Source organism: Paenibacillus sp. G34, from assembly GCF_056856875.1.
The window spans coordinates 1,595,483-1,612,669 of sequence record NZ_CM166469.1 but is presented as its reverse complement, the minus strand read 5'-3'; the positions used below and the strand labels follow the sequence as shown (position 1 = coordinate 1,612,669).

Annotated in this window: 19 protein-coding genes, 4 tRNA genes and 1 riboswitch; of the genes, 6 read left to right on the top strand and 17 right to left on the bottom strand. The window is 44.5% G+C overall.

Going from position 1 to position 17,187, the window contains the following annotated elements; translation table 11 throughout:
• Positions 1 to 55: 55 nt before the first annotated feature.
• From AC1VYS_RS07090 to AC1VYS_RS07045, 10 genes are all read right to left on the bottom strand, one after another.
• Positions 56 to 925, bottom strand: a complete 870-nt coding sequence (locus tag AC1VYS_RS07090) for a type II secretion system F family protein (RefSeq protein ID WP_482913618.1) — start codon at positions 923 to 925, stop codon at positions 56 to 58.
• Between the two features lie 12 nt (positions 926 to 937).
• Complete coding sequence (locus AC1VYS_RS07085) at positions 938 to 1,735, bottom strand: type II secretion system F family protein (protein ID WP_482913617.1); 798 nt, start codon at positions 1,733 to 1,735, stop codon at positions 938 to 940.
• A 29-nt stretch (positions 1,736 to 1,764) separates the two neighbouring features.
• The gene (locus tag AC1VYS_RS07080) at positions 1,765 to 3,060 is read right to left on the bottom strand and encodes a TadA family conjugal transfer-associated ATPase (RefSeq protein ID WP_482913616.1); all 1,296 of its coding nucleotides are present in this window, start codon (positions 3,058 to 3,060) and stop codon (positions 1,765 to 1,767) included.
• Complete coding sequence (locus AC1VYS_RS07075) at positions 3,057 to 4,325, bottom strand: P-loop NTPase family protein (RefSeq protein ID WP_482913615.1); 1,269 nt, start codon at positions 4,323 to 4,325, stop codon at positions 3,057 to 3,059. Before AC1VYS_RS07075 ends, AC1VYS_RS07080 begins: the two co-directional genes overlap by 4 nt.
• Positions 4,326 to 4,484: 159 nt before the next feature.
• The gene (locus AC1VYS_RS07070; protein ID WP_441926465.1) at positions 4,485 to 4,868 is read right to left on the bottom strand and encodes a VOC family protein; all 384 of its coding nucleotides are present in this window, start codon (positions 4,866 to 4,868) and stop codon (positions 4,485 to 4,487) included.
• Between the two features lie 223 nt (positions 4,869 to 5,091).
• Complete coding sequence (locus AC1VYS_RS07065; protein WP_482913614.1) at positions 5,092 to 5,949, bottom strand: DUF6612 family protein; 858 nt, start codon at positions 5,947 to 5,949, stop codon at positions 5,092 to 5,094.
• 131 nt (positions 5,950 to 6,080) lie between these two features.
• On the bottom strand, positions 6,081 to 6,503 hold the full coding sequence (locus AC1VYS_RS07060; protein ID WP_482913613.1) for a thiol-disulfide oxidoreductase DCC family protein: 423 nt from the start codon (positions 6,501 to 6,503) through the stop codon (positions 6,081 to 6,083).
• Positions 6,504 to 6,653: 150 nt separating this feature from the next.
• Positions 6,654 to 6,932, bottom strand: coding sequence for a hypothetical protein (locus AC1VYS_RS07055; RefSeq protein WP_090918103.1), 279 nt, complete (start codon positions 6,930 to 6,932; stop codon positions 6,654 to 6,656).
• Positions 6,933 to 7,035: 103 nt separating this feature from the next.
• A complete protein-coding gene (locus AC1VYS_RS07050; RefSeq protein ID WP_123063304.1) occupies positions 7,036 to 7,281 on the bottom strand; it encodes a zinc ribbon domain-containing protein in 246 nt (81 codons plus the stop codon).
• Positions 7,282 to 7,533: 252 nt separating this feature from the next.
• Positions 7,534 to 7,953, bottom strand: coding sequence for an organic hydroperoxide resistance protein (locus AC1VYS_RS07045; protein WP_441926455.1), 420 nt, complete (start codon positions 7,951 to 7,953; stop codon positions 7,534 to 7,536).
• A 407-nt stretch (positions 7,954 to 8,360) separates the two neighbouring features.
• Here AC1VYS_RS07045 and AC1VYS_RS07040 point away from each other — a divergent pair, with 407 nt between their 5' ends.
• On the top strand, positions 8,361 to 9,713 hold the full coding sequence (locus AC1VYS_RS07040) for an Nramp family divalent metal transporter (RefSeq protein WP_482913612.1): 1,353 nt from the start codon (positions 8,361 to 8,363) through the stop codon (positions 9,711 to 9,713).
• 138 nt (positions 9,714 to 9,851) lie between these two features.
• On the opposite strand, the gene AC1VYS_RS07035 is transcribed toward AC1VYS_RS07040, so the two are convergent.
• On the bottom strand, positions 9,852 to 10,550 hold the full coding sequence (locus AC1VYS_RS07035) for an HAD family hydrolase (protein WP_482913611.1): 699 nt from the start codon (positions 10,548 to 10,550) through the stop codon (positions 9,852 to 9,854).
• Positions 10,551 to 10,692: 142 nt separating this feature from the next.
• Complete coding sequence (locus tag AC1VYS_RS07030) at positions 10,693 to 11,121, bottom strand: hypothetical protein (protein ID WP_482913610.1); 429 nt, start codon at positions 11,119 to 11,121, stop codon at positions 10,693 to 10,695.
• A gap of 117 nt (positions 11,122 to 11,238) precedes the next feature.
• Positions 11,239 to 11,414, bottom strand: a riboswitch (cyclic di-AMP (ydaO/yuaA leader).
• 379 nt (positions 11,415 to 11,793) lie between these two features.
• Between AC1VYS_RS07030 and AC1VYS_RS07025 the strand changes: the two genes are divergently transcribed.
• Positions 11,794 to 12,270, top strand: a complete 477-nt coding sequence (locus AC1VYS_RS07025) for a glutathione peroxidase (RefSeq protein ID WP_434752438.1) — start codon at positions 11,794 to 11,796, stop codon at positions 12,268 to 12,270.
• A gap of 208 nt (positions 12,271 to 12,478) precedes the next feature.
• Here the strand turns inward: AC1VYS_RS07025 and AC1VYS_RS07020 are convergent.
• Positions 12,479 to 12,561, bottom strand: a tRNA-Leu gene (locus tag AC1VYS_RS07020).
• A gap of 479 nt (positions 12,562 to 13,040) precedes the next feature.
• Here AC1VYS_RS07020 and AC1VYS_RS07015 point away from each other — a divergent pair.
• The 3 genes from AC1VYS_RS07015 to AC1VYS_RS07005 all read left to right on the top strand — a co-directional run bounded on the left by AC1VYS_RS07015 (position 13,041) and on the right by AC1VYS_RS07005 (position 14,865).
• Complete coding sequence (locus AC1VYS_RS07015) at positions 13,041 to 13,742, top strand: urease accessory protein UreF (protein ID WP_482913609.1); 702 nt, start codon at positions 13,041 to 13,043, stop codon at positions 13,740 to 13,742.
• 263 nt (positions 13,743 to 14,005) lie between these two features.
• Positions 14,006 to 14,209, top strand: coding sequence for an XRE family transcriptional regulator (locus tag AC1VYS_RS07010; protein WP_441926444.1), 204 nt, complete (start codon positions 14,006 to 14,008; stop codon positions 14,207 to 14,209).
• Positions 14,210 to 14,238: 29 nt separating this feature from the next.
• The gene (locus AC1VYS_RS07005; protein WP_482913608.1) at positions 14,239 to 14,865 is read left to right on the top strand and encodes a hypothetical protein; all 627 of its coding nucleotides are present in this window, start codon (positions 14,239 to 14,241) and stop codon (positions 14,863 to 14,865) included.
• Positions 14,866 to 14,956: 91 nt separating this feature from the next.
• On the opposite strand, the gene AC1VYS_RS07000 is transcribed toward AC1VYS_RS07005, so the two are convergent.
• The 4 genes from AC1VYS_RS07000 to AC1VYS_RS06985 form a co-directional block, all read right to left on the bottom strand.
• A complete protein-coding gene (locus AC1VYS_RS07000; RefSeq protein WP_441926440.1) occupies positions 14,957 to 15,382 on the bottom strand; it encodes a helix-turn-helix domain-containing protein in 426 nt (141 codons plus the stop codon).
• 289 nt (positions 15,383 to 15,671) lie between these two features.
• Positions 15,672 to 15,754: transfer RNA gene (locus tag AC1VYS_RS06995), tRNA-Leu, on the bottom strand.
• 17 nt (positions 15,755 to 15,771) lie between these two features.
• A tRNA-Lys gene (locus AC1VYS_RS06990) sits at positions 15,772 to 15,844 on the bottom strand.
• 116 nt (positions 15,845 to 15,960) lie between these two features.
• Positions 15,961 to 16,032 (bottom strand) — tRNA-Glu (locus tag AC1VYS_RS06985).
• A 374-nt stretch (positions 16,033 to 16,406) separates the two neighbouring features.
• On the opposite strand from AC1VYS_RS06985, the gene AC1VYS_RS06980 reads away from it, so the two are divergent.
• Positions 16,407 to 17,183 carry a DeoR/GlpR family DNA-binding transcription regulator gene (locus AC1VYS_RS06980; RefSeq protein ID WP_482913607.1) on the top strand — a complete coding sequence of 259 codons (777 nt, stop codon included), beginning with the start codon at positions 16,407 to 16,409 and terminating at the stop codon, positions 17,181 to 17,183.
• Positions 17,184 to 17,187 lie beyond the last annotated feature (4 nt).

The following is a 17,187-nucleotide window of genomic DNA, read 5'->3' as shown; positions in this document are numbered from 1 at the left end:
GTTTGCTCCCTTACTTCCACCATCTGCTCCCCTACTTTAATCATCCCATTTCCTCCTACATATTCATCATCATAAAAGCAGGCGCACCGATCATGACCACGATTGTAAAAAAGATCAATACCATCGGAAACACCAGTTTCGAAGAGGCCTGCTCTCCCTTGGCCCGGCTAACCGCCTTGCGTTTCTCCCACAAAACATGTGACAGATCTCGCAATGCGAGTACAAAGTCACCTCCCCCACGCCGGAAATTCAGCAGCACCGTCGTTGTAAAAATCGTCGCTTCCTGTACACCGGAGCGGCGGCTGAACTGCTCCAAAGCTTGCTGAAACGAGTAGCCATTGTTCCAGTCTGCTACCGCTTTCCGCAGTTCGTTGTACAATGGATGATCTCGCTCCTTCTGGCTATTCACGCAGTGAATAATTGCACGTTGCACTGTTTCTCCTGCTCCAACCAGGAGCACAATCCGATTAAGCAACTCAGGTAACTCTATGAGGATCTCCTGATCTCTCCGCTTTACTTTCGTATAGAGATCCTTGTACATCGCAAGCGGCAAAGCGATTCCAAGAATACATCCTCCGGCTAATCCTCCCATTCCTGCATCCCCAACGATCCATAACAAACACCCTGCCATCAACATCAGCCATGAGTACGTCAACATTTCAGCACAATAAAGCAACGTCTTTTCACCGCTGTGCTGTATGCCATACATCTTCTGGATGGCGTGCTGCATTCGAAACATAAGTACAGGTAATCTACGGCCGATCTCAAACTTGTCCAGCATAAACAGAAACGGGCCATGCAATTTTTGCAAACGTAACCCTTCCATGGTCAGCTTCCGTAAATGTCTGTAAGCTCGCCCTCGGGTTCGATCAAGCACAACCCAGCCCACGCCAAGTGTTCCTCCAATGATGAGGGGAAGCAGCATCTTCTCAACTCCTCATACTCTGATATCCATAATGCGATGAATCCATAAATAACAGCAGACTAATACAGCAAGTGCTCCCGTGGAGATGAGATATCCTACCCCACTGTAGAGGGGCTCCATAAAATCCTTGGCCGTCAGGTTGAGAAATAATAGAAAAATGAAGGGTGCTGCAAACATTACCTTGGATTCAAATCTTTTCTGAGCGACGGCAACCATTATGTCCTGTTGAATATCCAGCTTTTCTCCAATCACTGCGGAGGTACGGCGTACCACTTCAATCAGATCACCACCCGTTCGTTTGCAAGTAATAAACACGTCTGCAAAATTCGTAATGTCCTCAATCTGCGCCCGTTCTGAGAAATCCTGCAAAGCCTCTTCAATCGGCTGTCCGTATTCCATACGTATTCGTAGTATTGTGAACTCTCGAATCAGGTCTGTATCTGCTTCAGGGTTCAACATCCGCAGATCTTCAACAGACTCCTTGAAACCATTCTCCACTGATTTTCCAGCAGCTAATGCCGAGGATAGGGCGTAGAGAGCTTGCTTGAAATGCAGGCTAAGTGTCATCCTTCTGCGTTCCAGCAGTACCTTTGTCCAAAACCTGGGTACCCATATACAACCTGCAGCCAACATGATCCCGGCCAACCAATGATGGTAAAATAACAAGCCCACGCCGAAAAATAATAAACCACTGACCAGCATGCACATTAAGCGTTGCCTTGAACTGAGCATGTACACGGTGTAATCCGTTAACTTCTGCCTGCCTTGCTCCACATTGCATTCCCTCCCATAATCATGTTTGAATCTCATCCTATTTCTCATTTTATTTTGTTACGCTACTACTGATTTTCTTGTCCGACCTGTTCATTTATCTGCTCTATGTATCCATCAAGCCATTCTCCAAGTCCAGCCATCTGAATTTTATCCACATTCATGAGTCTTCCCGCCCTGACAAGTCCACCGATGATACGTCCCTCCCGTTCCTCCTGTTCCTGAAAACGAAACAGCGGGTTCAGGAGTACTTCACCGTCCTGCATACCTATCACTTCACTGATCTCTGTCACGCGGCGGGAACGGTCTCGAAGGCGGGAAAGATGCACAAATATATCAATGGCAGAACTAATCTGCTGCCTTACAACGGTAATTGGAAGTTCCGCACCACTGAGCACCATCGTTTCAAGCCTGCTGATCATATCCGAGATTGTATTAGCGTGACCAGTCGACAAGCTTCCATCGTGGCCTGTATTCATCGCCTGTAACATATCAAGCGCTTCCGCTCCCCTCACTTCCCCAATGACAATCCGGTTTGGACGCATCCGTAAAGATGATTTAATCAGATCCCGGATGGAAATAAGACCTTTGCCCTCTGTATTGGCATTCCTGGTCTCCAGAGAGACGAGATTGGGTACCGTCACAATCTGTAACTCCGCTGAATCCTCAATCGTAATAATTCGCTCATCGGGAGGAATGAATTGGGACAACGCGTTCAGAAAAGTCGTTTTCCCTGAACCTGTGCCGCCCCCGATAAAAATGTTGTACTTGCTCCGCACTAACTGTTGTAATAACACCGCTGCTTCTTGATGCAAGGCACCCTTCTCAATCAGATCAGTCATCTTCATTGGCTCACTCGGAAACTTCCGGATCGTCATCGTTGGCCCCTTTAGCGCAATAGGCGGAAGCACAATGTTAACCCTCGAACCATCCTTCAGGCGGGCGTCCACAATAGGAGAAGATTCATTGACAATCCGGTTCACACCAGACACGATCATCTGAATAATATCCTCCAGCCGCTCGCTGGACTCAAATTGCAACGGAATCTGCCTGACCTCTCCTTCCTGTTCCACAAAGATCTCTTGATGACTATTGATCATAATCTCCGTGATGTCCGGGTGATCTACCAATGGTTGCAAAATATCTAACCCGCGAAAAGAATCAAACAGTCGCTGCACCAGTGTATGGCGTTCTCCTGAGGTCAAATCCTCCAGGTTCGGATCACCGAGAACTTTCCTCTCAATCCCTCGCCACAATTCCTCGTCCCCCGCAGAGGCAGTCAAATCAAGCGATGCTCGAACCTCACTGCGTATCAACTGAAACTGTTCTTCACGGCCTGGGATGTTCCATGAATGATCCGTCATAACGACCAAGACTCCTGTTGAACCACGCGTCCCGTCTGCCGCCCCTCTTCTTCCTCGCCTTGAATCAGCAATGCACATAATTTCTTCACTTCACGCTGGAAGATCGGTGAGCTAAGCATGACCTCTTCCTGATTCAGCTGCTTCCAGGAAGGCATATAAGGCAATACCGCATCCACATGCAGATCAGGTCTTGGCAAAGGATTCATCACTTGCTCCCGGTATTTGTTGATGACAAAATACGTACGCTCCAGCATACTTCCAAGCACATCCGCCCGGGTACGCTCAGAGTGCTGCAACCATTGCCCCCAGCGATGCATCGCAGCAATATCGTCCTCTACCAGCCATACGCAGGTATCCGCAGCTTCCAGGATTCCACTGCTGCGTTCATCCCAGCCTGAATCTCCATCCAAAATCAACACCTCATACTGCCCACAGTCGGCCAGATAGCGGATCAGATTCGTCGTGTCTGCTTTGGACATCTGCAACATTTCCTTGCGGTTAGCTAACGGCCAAAACACATCCGACTTCAATGGCTCATGTGGAACAACATACTCCATTGCTGCTTGTAAGCCCGGACCTCTTTCCTGTGTAGAACCTGATTCCTTCCTTCGCCCCTGCCCTTGTAACTGGCTACCTGTTACTTCCCTTCGATGAGCCTTTAGATCGTATAACAGCCTTGATAAACCTGTCTCTGCGTCTGTATGTTGCCGCTGACTGCCCTGCCTCAATCCTTTCTCCAAAAAAGGAAACGAGCTGTCCAGTGTCTCCAGATTGAGATACAACACAGCATAACCGGCAAGTCCCAGCTGCTTAGCCATATGCAGAGCCACAGATGTTTTACCGCTCCCGCCCGATGCTGATAAAACAGCGATTGCTAATGTTTCTTGGCCTGGACGTTGATTCCTCTTGCTTCGCGGCTGCCGGCCAGCATTCCTCACGGCTTCCAGTAGAACGGGTAGAGGCTGATACTTCAAGAGCCGCTTCGTCTCGTGTCCTTCGTCAGCCCCTTCACTAAGCATGAGCCAAGATACACCTGAGGCCTCCCCTCCATTCATTAGCCATGGATTCAAAAACTCAGGTTCTGCAATAATCAGATCAGGCATTTCGTGCTCTTCCTGTTCCGTCATATGATTCCTGAATGCCTCCCATTGGGAAAAGGCAGTAAATCGCATGTGCTCCCCTGACGAGCTAGTCTGTACATAATCAAGCCAGGCACGAATATAGTCTTTGTCCCTCGATACCAGTACCGCCTTAAGTACGATCAATTTCTCCTTCCCTCCCTGAAAAAAAGCACAAAAAAACACCGCCCATTACCCGCATAAAGTTGCAGGATATGGACGGTGCTTCCGTCACGTGCTATGAATGTATGGATAATATAACATACAATTTTTGGACGAGCAAGGGATTTATTCTAATCCATTGATCTAGGAACCATATGGCGCCCCAAACTCAATAATATTCCGGTCCGGATCAAGGATAAAAATCTGTGCGAATCCAGCTACGCTATCCGGTCTCGCTTCATATTCAATCCCTTGCTCTTCCAGCCATGCTATCGTCTCCGAATAACTGACCACCCAAAGCGCAAAATGTCCATCCGTTGTATCGATCCCTGCTTCCCGCAACGTATGCCCCTCTGGATGCTGCAGCAGATGAAGCTGCTGACTGCCGATCGCGTACCACGTACCCGTAGAACGAAACGGCGGGCGTTCGATTTCTTGCATACCTAATAAGCCGGAATAGAACTTTTTGGCTATCTCTAGATCTCGAACCGCCAGACTTACGTGATGAATATGTGCATATCTAATCATCTCGGTATCCCCTCCCCAATAGAACAAAGATGCATAAATTTTACTCAGTACAATGGACAACCGAGCGCATTATTAGCTATTATCCATCTTTATAAATAAATCATATATAGATATATTATAGCACTCTAAAGAACTTCCAAAACCCAAAAAAACACCCCTAATCCTTATCCGGTCTACCCATAGGTATTCCGAAGTAAGAATCAGAGGTGTTTCAGGTCTTTACTTATTTTGCGCTGTCCAGAGCCTCTTGCGGGATTTTGATTTCTTCAACTTTGTCATGGTTGGAGAACGAAGTGTCCATTTTCATGTCCATCGTCATTTTCTGATTGTTTTGCTCCATTTCCATCACCATCTCTACATCGATCTTCTCCAGAAGAGATGTCTCTTTGTTAATCAAATATTTCATTTTCATGCTCTTGATATTCATTTGATCAAGCATAGCCTGCATTTGGGCATCTGAACCGTTTTGTTGCATAACGGATTTAGCCAATTCCTTGACATTGTCACCCGATACATCTGCGTTCAGGACATAGTTGTCGCCCTCTTCGGAGATCTTAACATCTTCTTTTACTTTTTTGAATTGATCCAGCTCTTTTTCCGGATTCATACTTGCTTTCATCTGCTCGATGAGTGCCTTGCTTTGATCTTCAGGAATGGATACCCATTGGTCACCCACTTGGGAGTAAATTTTGTCAGAAGTAATATACTGTTTGATATTTTGCTTCTGTCCAGACATATCCATTTCCATCTCTTGATAGATCATCATCGGGTCTTTAATAATATCCATTTTCAAAGACGTTTTCACTTGCTGATCCTGAGATTGCTCACCAGCATCCAGTTTGATCTTCTGATCAATGTTAGCTTCTGTAGTGAAGCTTTTGAGTGCTTTTGTTGCTTCACCAGTTTTGGCAAGCAATTCATCCAATGTAGGAACAGCCGCATTTTGTTCCGCTGTATTGTTACTTTCATTCGTTGTTTCATTTCCTGCTGGCGGAGCTGCAGATTTATCTGTGTCATTTCCACATGCTGCCAAGCTCACTGCCAATAACGCCCCAATAATCATTGTCGTCCACTTCTTCAAGTTGTTATCCTCCCAATAATGTAAAAAATAATGTAACCCACAGTAATTACCCAGTAATTTCCGATATTAATCACCTTACATGAAACTTCTTTCTTATGGAAGCTTATCCTGAAAAACTGATACTTTTATACTTATAAAAATCGATCTTTAGTCTCAGGTGTAGGCAACATACATGCCTCTTCTTTCCCAAACCAGCGATAGCGATTGCGCGCAACCCAGTTGTATACTGCATTGCGAATGAATTTGGGCACCATAATAAACACATAGAGTAGCGGATAAGGAAACTTGAGACCTTTGGCCAACCTTAACGCTGCTGTTGAGCGTGTATAGTATTTTCCATTTTCAATCAATACAAACGTATCCATGCTGTCGGTTCTCAAACCACCCTTCTCCAGCAATCCTTTCGCTACATCCGACTGGAGTGAAGCAAAGTGATATTTCCCTTCCGGGTCACGCTTGATAATCCATTTCGTTATTCCCTGGCAAAAGTTGCATACGCCGTCTACAAGAACAATCGGGTGTCCCTCGTGTTTATCCGTTTGAGTTACTGTCATAGTATAGTGGCCTCCTATAAGGTGCTGTGAGAATACTTACCCGCTTTGAGCCATCTTTCTCACCGGATCGGAACTTTATCTTTCCTTTGTTCACTATGAAAATAGAAAAAAAGCGCAGGCTCAGTGCCTACGCTCATATCTGTCGGCTAATTACTCAGCCAGTGCTTTTTCCATCCACTCGTCATTAATCATTTGCTGATGCAGGTCACCTGACCATTGATCCATACATTTGCAGATGAAGTCTTTGCGACATACAGGACAAGGTGTCTTCTGCAGACGGCTGATCGCAGTCATTTTCCAATCCGGAGATTTGGAGTAGAATACACGACACTGTGTACCATCTACCAGTTTCATCGTAAATTCGTACAATCCGTCTTTTTCGTTTTTGCTGGCTACTTGCAGTTGTGCAATGCTTGGTCTATAAGACATGGATATCACCTGTGAATTCAAATTTGGTTCATGCTAATGACACTGACACTTTCAGTACTAAATCATATTAAAGAAATTTCAGGTCGATGTCAACTCACGCATGTCATCCGCCGAACAGAATATCCAGAATCGTACCGACCTGCCCTTGCTTCTTGCCTTTTAGCACATCCGGGTTAAAGACCTCCACATACCCGCAAGCCGTACAGCCCACAAACAAATAATGATTATGCTGGATATCAAACACCTTGCTGAGTCCCGCTCCTGACATGGAAACCTCCTTAATGCTGCATTCCGTCCCCCGGCATTTGGTACATACAAATTTTCTCTCAATCATCTCTTCAATACTCATGGCCGTTCCCCCTTATGGAATATGTGGCATGAAGTGACTGTACTTTTATGTAAAAGAGTACGCGCTAGGATGAGGAAAATCCTTCCCCATATTTAGATCAGGTTAACTTTGTGTCTAATAATTCGCTTGGAAAACAAAACCCTGCTGATCTGCCAGCAGGGCTTCGAGCTCGAACATAAAGTATTTACTAGATACCATGCTCTTTACTTCAAGCAGTGACTTGCAAAAAAAGAGCTCAAGTTCTGCTATTTACTAAACTACATTCAAAACAACATCAATGTTACCACGTGTTGCTTTGGAATAAGGACAGAAGTCATGCGCCTTGCGAGCAAGATCCTCAGCTTGGCTGTGATCTACTCCCGGCATGCTTACATCGAGACGCACTGCCAGCTTGAATCCGTCGTCTGTAGCATCTTTGCCGATCGATACGTTGCTGGTTACAACGACGTTTTCCAATTTCACACCTGCTTTACGAGCCACGTTAGCCAGAGCGCTCTCGTAACATGCACCGTATCCAGCTGCAAAGAGTTGTTCAGGGTTTGTGCCTTCTCCACCAGCGCCGCCCAGTTCTTTCGGCATTTTCAGATCGTGTTGCAGTACGCCGTCCGAAGAAGCCACCGAACCTGTACGTCCACCTTTTACCGTTGCTGTTGCTGTATATAAAGCTTCCATCAGAATCTCTCCTTCGCTACTAAAGTTTTAAGTGCCTACAATTCATTTTAAACTTCTGGCTCGATTTGAAACGCAAGATTGTCCGCTTTATCAGCTTTTACATTTGGCCGCATTTCATGCAATACCTGTAAAAGTCGTATCTTTTTACGAAATGGGTACGATACAAAGAGGCGCTTGAAAAATAAAAACCTTCGTCCAATTCTTTTTTGTCCGAATACATAAAAGTTGCACTAGACAAAAATTATTGAGGGTGTACAATGTAAATGCGAACATAAAATTTTAGATATATGGAATGTTGTTTCATCACATTCATTTGTCGCAGTATTTGTGCCAGAGCACAGCCTAAATATGATTTTCGTTTCGGCACAAGCCGACCACATCTTAATGTAAAGTCAGGTGATTTATGTATGAGTCAAAAGAATCCGTTCAACTCCGCATCCGGCAAGTTTTCCTCTGCAGCGGCAATGGCTCCTTCGCTGGGTGAAGCACACAGTTCCATGAAAGTGCCCAAGAATGCAGTCTGGTGGAAAAAATTCCTGGCCTTTGTCGGCCCTGGTTATCTGGTCGCTGTCGGTTATATGGACCCGGGGAACTGGGCTACTGGAATCGCAGGCGGCTCCAAATTTGGATATACCCTATTATCTGTCATTCTTATATCAAATATGATGGCCGTGGTGCTGCAAGCCCTCGCAGGCAAACTGGGCATCGTCACCGGGCGAGATTTAGCCCAAGCGTGTCGTGAGCGTTTCAGTGCACCCGTCGTTGTGATGTTATGGCTCTTGTGTGAGCTTGCGATTGCCGCTACCGATCTGGCTGAGGTCATCGGCTCAGCAATTGCACTTAAGCTACTGTTTAATATTCCCGTGTTATATGGGGTAATCATTACCGCAGTGGATGTGTTACTCATTCTTGTACTTCAAAATAAAGGTTTCCGTGCGCTGGAGATACTCGTTATCGTGCTAATGGCAACTATTGCTTTGTGTTTTGGTATCGATTTGTTTTTGGCTAAACCCGATATGGGCGGTGTGCTTCACGGATTCATACCTAGCGCCGAGATTTTGCAGAACCCATCCATGCTGTACGTCGCGATTGCTATTATCGGAGCTACCGTTATGCCGCATAATCTGTATCTGCATTCTTCTATTGTGCAGACCCGCCAGATTGAGCAGACCACTCAGGGTAAAAGAGAAGCTATCCGCTATACTACAGTCGATTCCACCATCGCACTGACACTGGCTTTATTCATCAACGCTGCCATCTTGATCGTATCCGCGGCTGTGTTCCACAGCGCTGGCATGACCCAGGTTGCTGAGATTGCAGATGCATATCATCTGCTGACTCCGTTGCTCGGCACCACCGTTGCCAGTATTCTGTTTGGTGTCGCATTGCTTGCATCAGGCCAGAACTCTACCCTTACAGGCACACTCGCGGGACAGATTGTCATGGAGGGTTTCCTGAATATCCGTATCCCGGCATGGCTGCGCAGACTGGTCACACGTCTGATCGCCATCATCCCAGCCGTCATCGTTACTGCGATTGTGGGTGAACATGGTGCAGAGCAACTGCTGATCTTAAGTCAGGTCGTTCTATCTCTGCAATTACCGTTTGCCATCATTCCGCTTGTTATGTTCACAAGTGACAAAAAACGTATGGGGGCTTTTGTAAACAAACCGTGGCTCAAAATCGTATCTTGGTCTATTGCCGCTATTATCGTAGTGCTGAATGTGTATTTGATTATCCAGACCATTATTCAGTTCTAACTTAGAATGCCATAATATATAAAAAGGCTGATGCACCACGGTATCCTCATACCGGGCGTATCAGCCTTTTTGTGTCTTTACTTTTTAAACAACTCGAAGCATGTATACCTCTAACTCGGGCCGGATCTAACTTCATGCTCATACAGGTCTGCTCGTATCCTCATCAGGTATAAGTAATGGAAGTAGTTCATCCAGAGACGCCACTGTCCAGTCTGCGCGCTCGTCATCCGATAGCTCTGGCTGGAACCTTCCGTACCCTTGCAAAATACGAATCGTGCGTAACCCCAAACTACGCGCTGGCATGATATCATTATCGATTCGATCTCCGACCATCACCGCTTCTTCTGGAGCGCATCCCGCCTGCTTCAAAGCAACCGCATACAACTCCGGATCAGGCTTGGACACCCCTTCTTCTGCCGAACATGCCAGAACATCAACATATTTTCGAAGTCCGTAGCTCTCTAGTCTTGCTTCAGTACCAGGGCTCTGATTGGCAATAATGCCAATACGATAGTGCTGCGAAAGCTGCTCAAGCACCTTGGTTGCGGAAGGGAACGGTCGCTCCAGTTCTTTACGGAATTTTAGCTTGTCCTGAATCTGAATGCGGTGATCTTCATCATGAATGTATGTACGTATGGCAACTTTCATGGGCCATTGTTCATACTTGCGATAACAGATTGCAAACAGCTCTCGCACCGCTTCAATTGTAACTGGATAACCGTAAGCGCCGGCTTCTCGAACAAACTGCCCGATGATATCGTCTACAGGCTCCCATTCGTCCACCAGCGTATCCCCCACATCAAAAAACAACCACTTCAATCCGGCAATATCCGGCACGCCGATTCCTCCTTGTAAGCCGCATTTTACCCTAGCTTGCACGCTGCATCCATAAAAAAAGAAGACCCACGACAAGCATGAGTCTCCTCAAATTCCGTTAGTCCATAGCTGCAATTATAGCAGGCACCTTACATCGAATCAATCACAAGCTGCTGACTTCAGCTTGCGGTTTGTTACAGCTATTGAGAAGAAAGCCGACTTCTCCATTCAATGAATATACGATTTTATCTGCTCCCATACCCCGATAAATCCCTTTAGGATGGCTCTGCTCGGTGATCACACACAAAGACTTTGAAGTCCACGAGCGGCAAATCTGCAGGTAACGGCAGGTCAAATTCAAACTATTTTCAAAAATAAATACATTTCCTACACTACCCTGCGGCAAAAACCATTTTTCAGCCGCTGCCGTATTCATACGAATGACGTGTTCTACCCCAATGCGGCGAAGTTTGCGCTCCTCACCAGCGCTGTTTGTCAGAACGGCAAAAGGCATTTTTTTGTACATCAGCAATTTAACAAATTTACGTCCAGCTTCATTCGGAGCCGTTACCAAAATCATCTCTGTATCCATCATTCGTTCCTCCCTTGGCGTGAAAAGACAACAAAAAAGAAGCGTGGGGACCAAGGCCTCCGGAACGCTTCTTAAATAATCCATGGCAAAAGCGCCATGAACCAGCGTGCGGTTTGTTGCCTCTCCCTTTAACGCTTACGAGGTTAGCTGACGGATTCGGGCGCGAGAGTCGCCCTATTTCCGGCTGTCACCGGAAAATTCACCCCATGGATGTCTGCTGCTGTAACACAGCACACCCTGTTGGTTCCCCCGTTTTCCACCCACTACGAATGGAAACTCAGCGATTAAAACATCGTTCGTAAATCTTAAGTAAAAGATCGATCGATATTATCGTTTGTTTCGTTTTTCATGTACAGTTTAATTAAAATTCAAATTACGATATGAATCATACACCCGTGCCATGATCATGTAAAGTGCACACAGATCACCGAATCGTCAGATTTCCGGCAATATACATTAATAATAACGCTTACAATGAGGTTATACGCCATCCATCTCATCCAAGCTATCTAATTCTCAGCCGCACGAAAATTAATTTGTACATTCCTCACCTATGCGGAACTTCCAATTAGCGAATGAACATAACAACGATAAATCAAAATAAGTTTTGCATTATTTAATTGCTTAAAATATAATAAACATATCAAGAAAAATAGGATGGAGGCAATCCCCATGTCAGTCTATGATTTCAAAGTAAACACCCTACGTGGACAAGAGATTGAGATGTCCCAATATCGAGGCAAAGTGTTGTTAATTGTGAATACCGCGAGTCAATGTGGTCTCACCCCTCAATTCAAAGGCCTGCAGGAACTGCAGGATAAATTCCAGGACGCTCCGTTCGAAGTGCTTGGATTCCCAAGCAACCAATTCGCGCAGGAGAAAGGCTCTTCCGATGATATTGCGGAGTTCTGCCAGATGAATTATGGCGTAAGCTTCCCTATGTTTGAGAAAATTGACGTCAATGGTTCCAGTGCTCACCCACTCTTCCAGCATATTTCTAAAGAAGCCCCAGGCTTGCTCGGCTCCAAAGCTATTAAATGGAATTTCACCAAATTTCTTGTCGATCAAGATGGTAAAGTTGTGAAGCGGTATGCCCCGCAGACTACTCCAGACAAAATTGAAGAAGATATTCAGAAACTGCTCAAATAATTTATTCTAAATATTTCAATAAACAATAAACAGCCATACGAAAGCAAAGAGCAGTCACTCTGCTTAAAGCTATAGGATGGCTGTTTTGCGTCTACCACGAAACACATTGTCTTCCTACGGCTCACGTTGATGTATCCTAACCAAGTCAAACGAACAACGAAAAAGAAGCTCTCCATCACGGAAAGCTTCTTAGTAATTCTTCATATAATGCGGTCGAGAGGACTCGAACCTCCACGGGCATACGCCCACTACCCCCTCAAGATAGCGTGTCTGCCATTCCACCACGACCGCTTGTCGTAAATTATCGGCAACAGAATTGATTATACCGGATTACTACTAAAAAGTAAAGCATTTATTAATTTCTTTATTAAGTAGCTCTCATCCCCTATCAAGTTTACCTTCAATCAGTAACATTTTTTTCTTCCTTTTTAGTCCATCAACCTTAGTCCCTCAACCATTACCCATTTAAACATTCCGTCATATTTCCTCGAAAAATACATATTATTAACCTGTTTCCACAAAAAAGAAGAAAACTTATACGAATAATATCGTGTACAAACATAACACAAACCAAACTATTTAATGTTATATATTATAACATTAATATAAATTAATCATAAATTTTATTTTTTATTTCATAAAACATTGACAAAACACGGACATTTATGTGAATATATATATCATATAATTCGGATTCACACATAAAAAATTAGTAAAATTCTAAAAATGTCATTAAAGTTAACACAACAAACCACAGGAGGCGAAAGATCGTGAACCGTGGGAATAAGTTGCTTGATTACGCCAAACTGCTTGATCCCTCTGTTCAAGTGGGAGGATTCACCCATTTTTTCGGCATAGATGCCCACATCAAGGAAGGCACCATTCGGACAGCCGAAGACCTCGAATCATTTATGCGTTGCCAGCTACACCCCAGTCTCGTGCGACTCGAAGGTATGGCCATCAAGGGTATCTATGCCGCGACAGATCATAAAGATACCTGGAGAATCGCCTTGATCGACAAACTTGTGCACATTCAGCGGACCCCTCCTGAATTGAGAGAGCAAGCAACAACCATAGGCAAACGTTTAATCAAACTTTCTCGAGCTTTGCACCCCTGGATCGATTTTAGCCCACTTGAACAGATCTTCGCCAAATACAACTCTGCTGGCTGCCTCTCCACCGTTCACGCCTGGATCAACCACCACCTCGACATCCCCGTCGAAGAGGCGGTTCTCGGTTACTTGCATTCAGCCATGAATGCATGCGTATCCGAAGCCTGCAAAGTTATACTCTTAAGTGAAAATGCTACTCGGGAACTGCTGGCTCGCCTGACCGCAGACCTCGAAAACGAATGGACTACTGTTAGCACTTCCTCTTCAGATGCACATATGCACTCTAATTCCATGTCTATGAAGTCATTATTCCCCAGCTTCCACATGCTCGGAGCGGGTCTCCACGCTTATAGAGCATAACCCCCATCATTCCCCTGACCTTTCTCCAGAACACACCAAAAACACGCCGCAAATCCTCTTGCTGGCGTGTTTTTTATATTTCATCTATTTAAACAACACGTATTTACGTAATAATAATTCATAAAATACACTTATTTCCGTATTTTTTAATTGTTAGATGACGAATTTACGTATATAATGGAATTCACAGCACGTATTCCTATCTATTTTACATGAAGAATGACCTGCTGAATACTATAAAATCCACTCAGGGGTGAACCCTATTGAACAAGAAAAAGCCAGTTACACCATTCGGATGGGCTATCAAACGACGGCTAACCGAGCTTCAGGTTGACCAGAAAACTTTTTGCGAACAACATGATATACCACCTTACCGTTTATCCAACCTTATTCACGGAACACGAAAAGCAACTCGATTCAGACATCAGGTCGCTGACATTTTAGACATCCCCGAGGATCTACGATAAGTTTTTTTCATCAAAGGAGGACTTCTCTCATGAGACATATTACATGTGACATTGAAAGCCTATCCTTCCAGTCCACCAATCATCAGTTGATCATTATAGATCATCATTGGATGATTCGAAGTTGCAACCAAGCCTGGCAGCACGGACTTCATAAACTTTTCTTACAAGCAGCCAGCCGGCATAATCATTACCTTCATCTGATGGAGGCTTGGGCCGCACAACAGAAAAACCTCTATCCAACCAAATTTGCGCAGTATCTGAGGCATAACGTCGTACCTTTTAACAAGCCCCATACATACGATATCTCTGTTACTACGCCACAAAACGAAGAAAAGTGGTTTCGTGTAGAACTCACTCCTTTACAGGATGAGCCAGATACAGACTCCCACCTCGCCTTAATTGCTCACACGGATATTACAGAGCAGAAAAAGACAGAGTTCCAGTTGCGTCAAGCCTTGACTGAAGCACGTACACTCTATGGGCTACTGCCCATTTGTGCCGTTTGCAAACACATCAAGGACGACTCAGACAAATGGAACAGCGTTGAACGATATTTGGAGAAACACACTTCAGTTGAGTTTACACATGACATCTGCCCAGATTGTATCCGCCAGTTATATCCGAAATACTCCAGCATTCTTGATAATCACAACTAAAAATCCCTCGATTTCTAAATAAAAAAACCTCCCTGCTGTCCGAAAGCATTACATTCGGCACAGATGGAGGTTTTTGATCATCCAAAGACACTTACGTTCCTTCCTGCTCTGACTTATTTCCGTCTTCCGATTCAGGTTGGTAACGATAACTGCCGGCATCTTTACTCTCTTTAAATTTTCGATAACGAGTGAACTCGATATACTCACTAATAAAAGACTGTTCTACAGCCGACAATTCACTCTCTTGGCAATTCAATTGCCGCAACACGTTAAAAAAATAATCTTCCCGCTTTTCCCGCACAATTGCTTCCTTCGATAAACGACCAATCATTAGCCAGTCCAGACTTACATCAAAAAATGAAGCAATTTCGATCAGTTTATTTGTACTTGGGATAGATTTACCACGTTTCCAGTCACCAAGATTGCCCGTGCTTATCTTCAGCTGTTGACAGAAGGCCTTCTTTGTCATCCCTCTTTCGGCAATCAGGTCTTCAATTCGCTCATAGATTGACTGCATGCAAGAACCGCCTTCCAACCGTAATAATCAACACAAATACCATATGATAGAATTATATCACAATATTTCTGAATGCTCAGCTTTTTATATCCAGGAAAGATTCCTCAATTAAGAGTAAAAGGCCTACCATACCCCCTACCAATCCATAAGAAAACAAAACAATTATGCAAGATCAGGTCCATGATTTCACCATCAAAAGAAAAGTGCCATAATAACCCCTCATAACAGCGCAAAACCAAAAGAAAAAACACCCCTAAATTAATTAGGGGTGCTTCACTCTTACATCTGATGCGGTCGAGAGGACTCGAACCTCCACGGGTATACACCCACTACCCCCTCAAGATAGCGTGTCTGCCATTCCACCACGACCGCATATTAAATTATAAAAGTGAGCCATGAAGGGCTCGAACCTTCGACACCCTGATTAAAAGTCAGGTGCTCTACCAACTGAGCTAATGGCTCTCGATCTAACTTCACCTGTTGCTATGCCATGCTTATCGAATGTTACAGAGCAGTGACTTCCAAAGAAATTCTGATTAATAGCGAATCTCTTAAAGGTGAAAAATGAGGTAATACTATGACCCGTAGGGGATTCGAACCCCTGTTACCTCCGTGAAAGGGAGGTGTCTTAACCCCTTGACCAACGGGCCTTATAAACAAGTTGTCTTTCTTGGCGACAAGAATGAGTATATCACAGAAAAATATAATATTGCAACACTTTTTTTATTCCCTTTTACAATCCAAAATTTTGCTTGTATTCAAAGGTCATTTTATCATCCGATCGTTCTAACTCTTTTCTCCTTATCTCGCTTCCTATTTACCTTATCTCGCTCCCCGTTTACCTTAACTCGTTAAATCCAAAATCACATTCGTGTCATAACTGTACTTTAATTTTGTAAATTAACGATCAAAAAACTTATAAAAACTTATTTTCACTTACAATATTGCAGATCACATTATAAATACTTATAATTAAACTATAGTACAACGCACGGTCATCCATGAATATAAGGAGGCTTTACGTTTGTTTCAAGAAGAACGCATGCAACTCATCATTGAGCACCTGCGCAAACATCATCGTATCTCCGCAGAAGAGATTGTATCTTTATTTGATGTTTCAAGAGATACAGCACGCCGGGATCTGATTAAACTCGAAGAGCAGGAAGCCATTATTCGCACACGCGGCGGCGCAATCCTCCCCTCGCCCCCACAAGAATTCAAGTCCTATCAAGACCGGTTGAAATATGTCTCTGAGGAAAAACGGGCCATTGGCAAACTAGCTGCGGCTCTGGTTCGTTCAGGGGAAACGATCATTTTGGATTCCTCCACAACCGTTCAATCCTGCGCTGAGAATTTGAACGGCAAATCCTGTACGGTCATCACCAATTCGATACACTCGGCTGATCTTTTATCTAATCACACCGCAGTTCAGATCCGACTGCTCGGTGGCAGGCTGGATAAGGAACAGCGTTATGTCTATGGAACACCTGTAATTGAAACCCTCTCCCACTACTACGTAGATAAAGCGTTCATTGGCATTGGCGGCCTCACCATGGATGGGTTCAGTGCTTCTGAAGAGGAAGGCAAGATTAAACATCAAATGATGAAATCAGCCAAAAAAGTAATTATCCTTGCCGATCATTCCAAGATGGACAAACGTTATGGTTATCGTTTTGCAGATTGGTCACTGGTGGATGTGTTAATTACAGATCAATGGCCGAATCAGGAATGGCTAGATTTTTTAAACGAACAAAAGGTTGAGATTCTAATCCCCGAACCTACACAAGATAAGGAGTTGTAAAGAT

Coding starts and splice junctions, on each gene's coding strand:
- AC1VYS_RS07090 (WP_482913618.1), bottom strand. CDS start 925: ATGCTGCTTCCCCTCATCATTGGAGGAACACTTGGCGTGGGCTGGGTT.
- AC1VYS_RS07085 (WP_482913617.1), bottom strand. CDS start 1,735: ATGAGATTCAAACATGATTATGGGAGGGAATGCAATGTGGAGCAAGGC.
- AC1VYS_RS07080 (WP_482913616.1), bottom strand. CDS start 3,060: ATGACGGATCATTCATGGAACATCCCAGGCCGTGAAGAACAGTTTCAG.
- AC1VYS_RS07070 (WP_441926465.1), bottom strand. CDS start 4,868: ATGATTAGATATGCACATATTCATCACGTAAGTCTGGCGGTTCGAGAT.
- AC1VYS_RS07060 (WP_482913613.1), bottom strand. CDS start 6,503: ATGACAGTAACTCAAACGGATAAACACGAGGGACACCCGATTGTTCTT.
- AC1VYS_RS07055 (WP_090918103.1), bottom strand. CDS start 6,932: ATGTCTTATAGACCAAGCATTGCACAACTGCAAGTAGCCAGCAAAAAC.
- AC1VYS_RS07050 (WP_123063304.1), bottom strand. CDS start 7,281: ATGAGTATTGAAGAGATGATTGAGAGAAAATTTGTATGTACCAAATGC.
- AC1VYS_RS07045 (WP_441926455.1), bottom strand. CDS start 7,953: ATGGAAGCTTTATATACAGCAACAGCAACGGTAAAAGGTGGACGTACA.
- AC1VYS_RS07040 (WP_482913612.1), top strand. CDS start 8,361: ATGAGTCAAAAGAATCCGTTCAACTCCGCATCCGGCAAGTTTTCCTCT.
- AC1VYS_RS07030 (WP_482913610.1), bottom strand. CDS start 11,121: ATGGATACAGAGATGATTTTGGTAACGGCTCCGAATGAAGCTGGACGT.
- AC1VYS_RS07025 (WP_434752438.1), top strand. CDS start 11,794: ATGTCAGTCTATGATTTCAAAGTAAACACCCTACGTGGACAAGAGATT.
- AC1VYS_RS07005 (WP_482913608.1), top strand. CDS start 14,239: ATGAGACATATTACATGTGACATTGAAAGCCTATCCTTCCAGTCCACC.
- AC1VYS_RS07000 (WP_441926440.1), bottom strand. CDS start 15,382: ATGCAGTCAATCTATGAGCGAATTGAAGACCTGATTGCCGAAAGAGGG.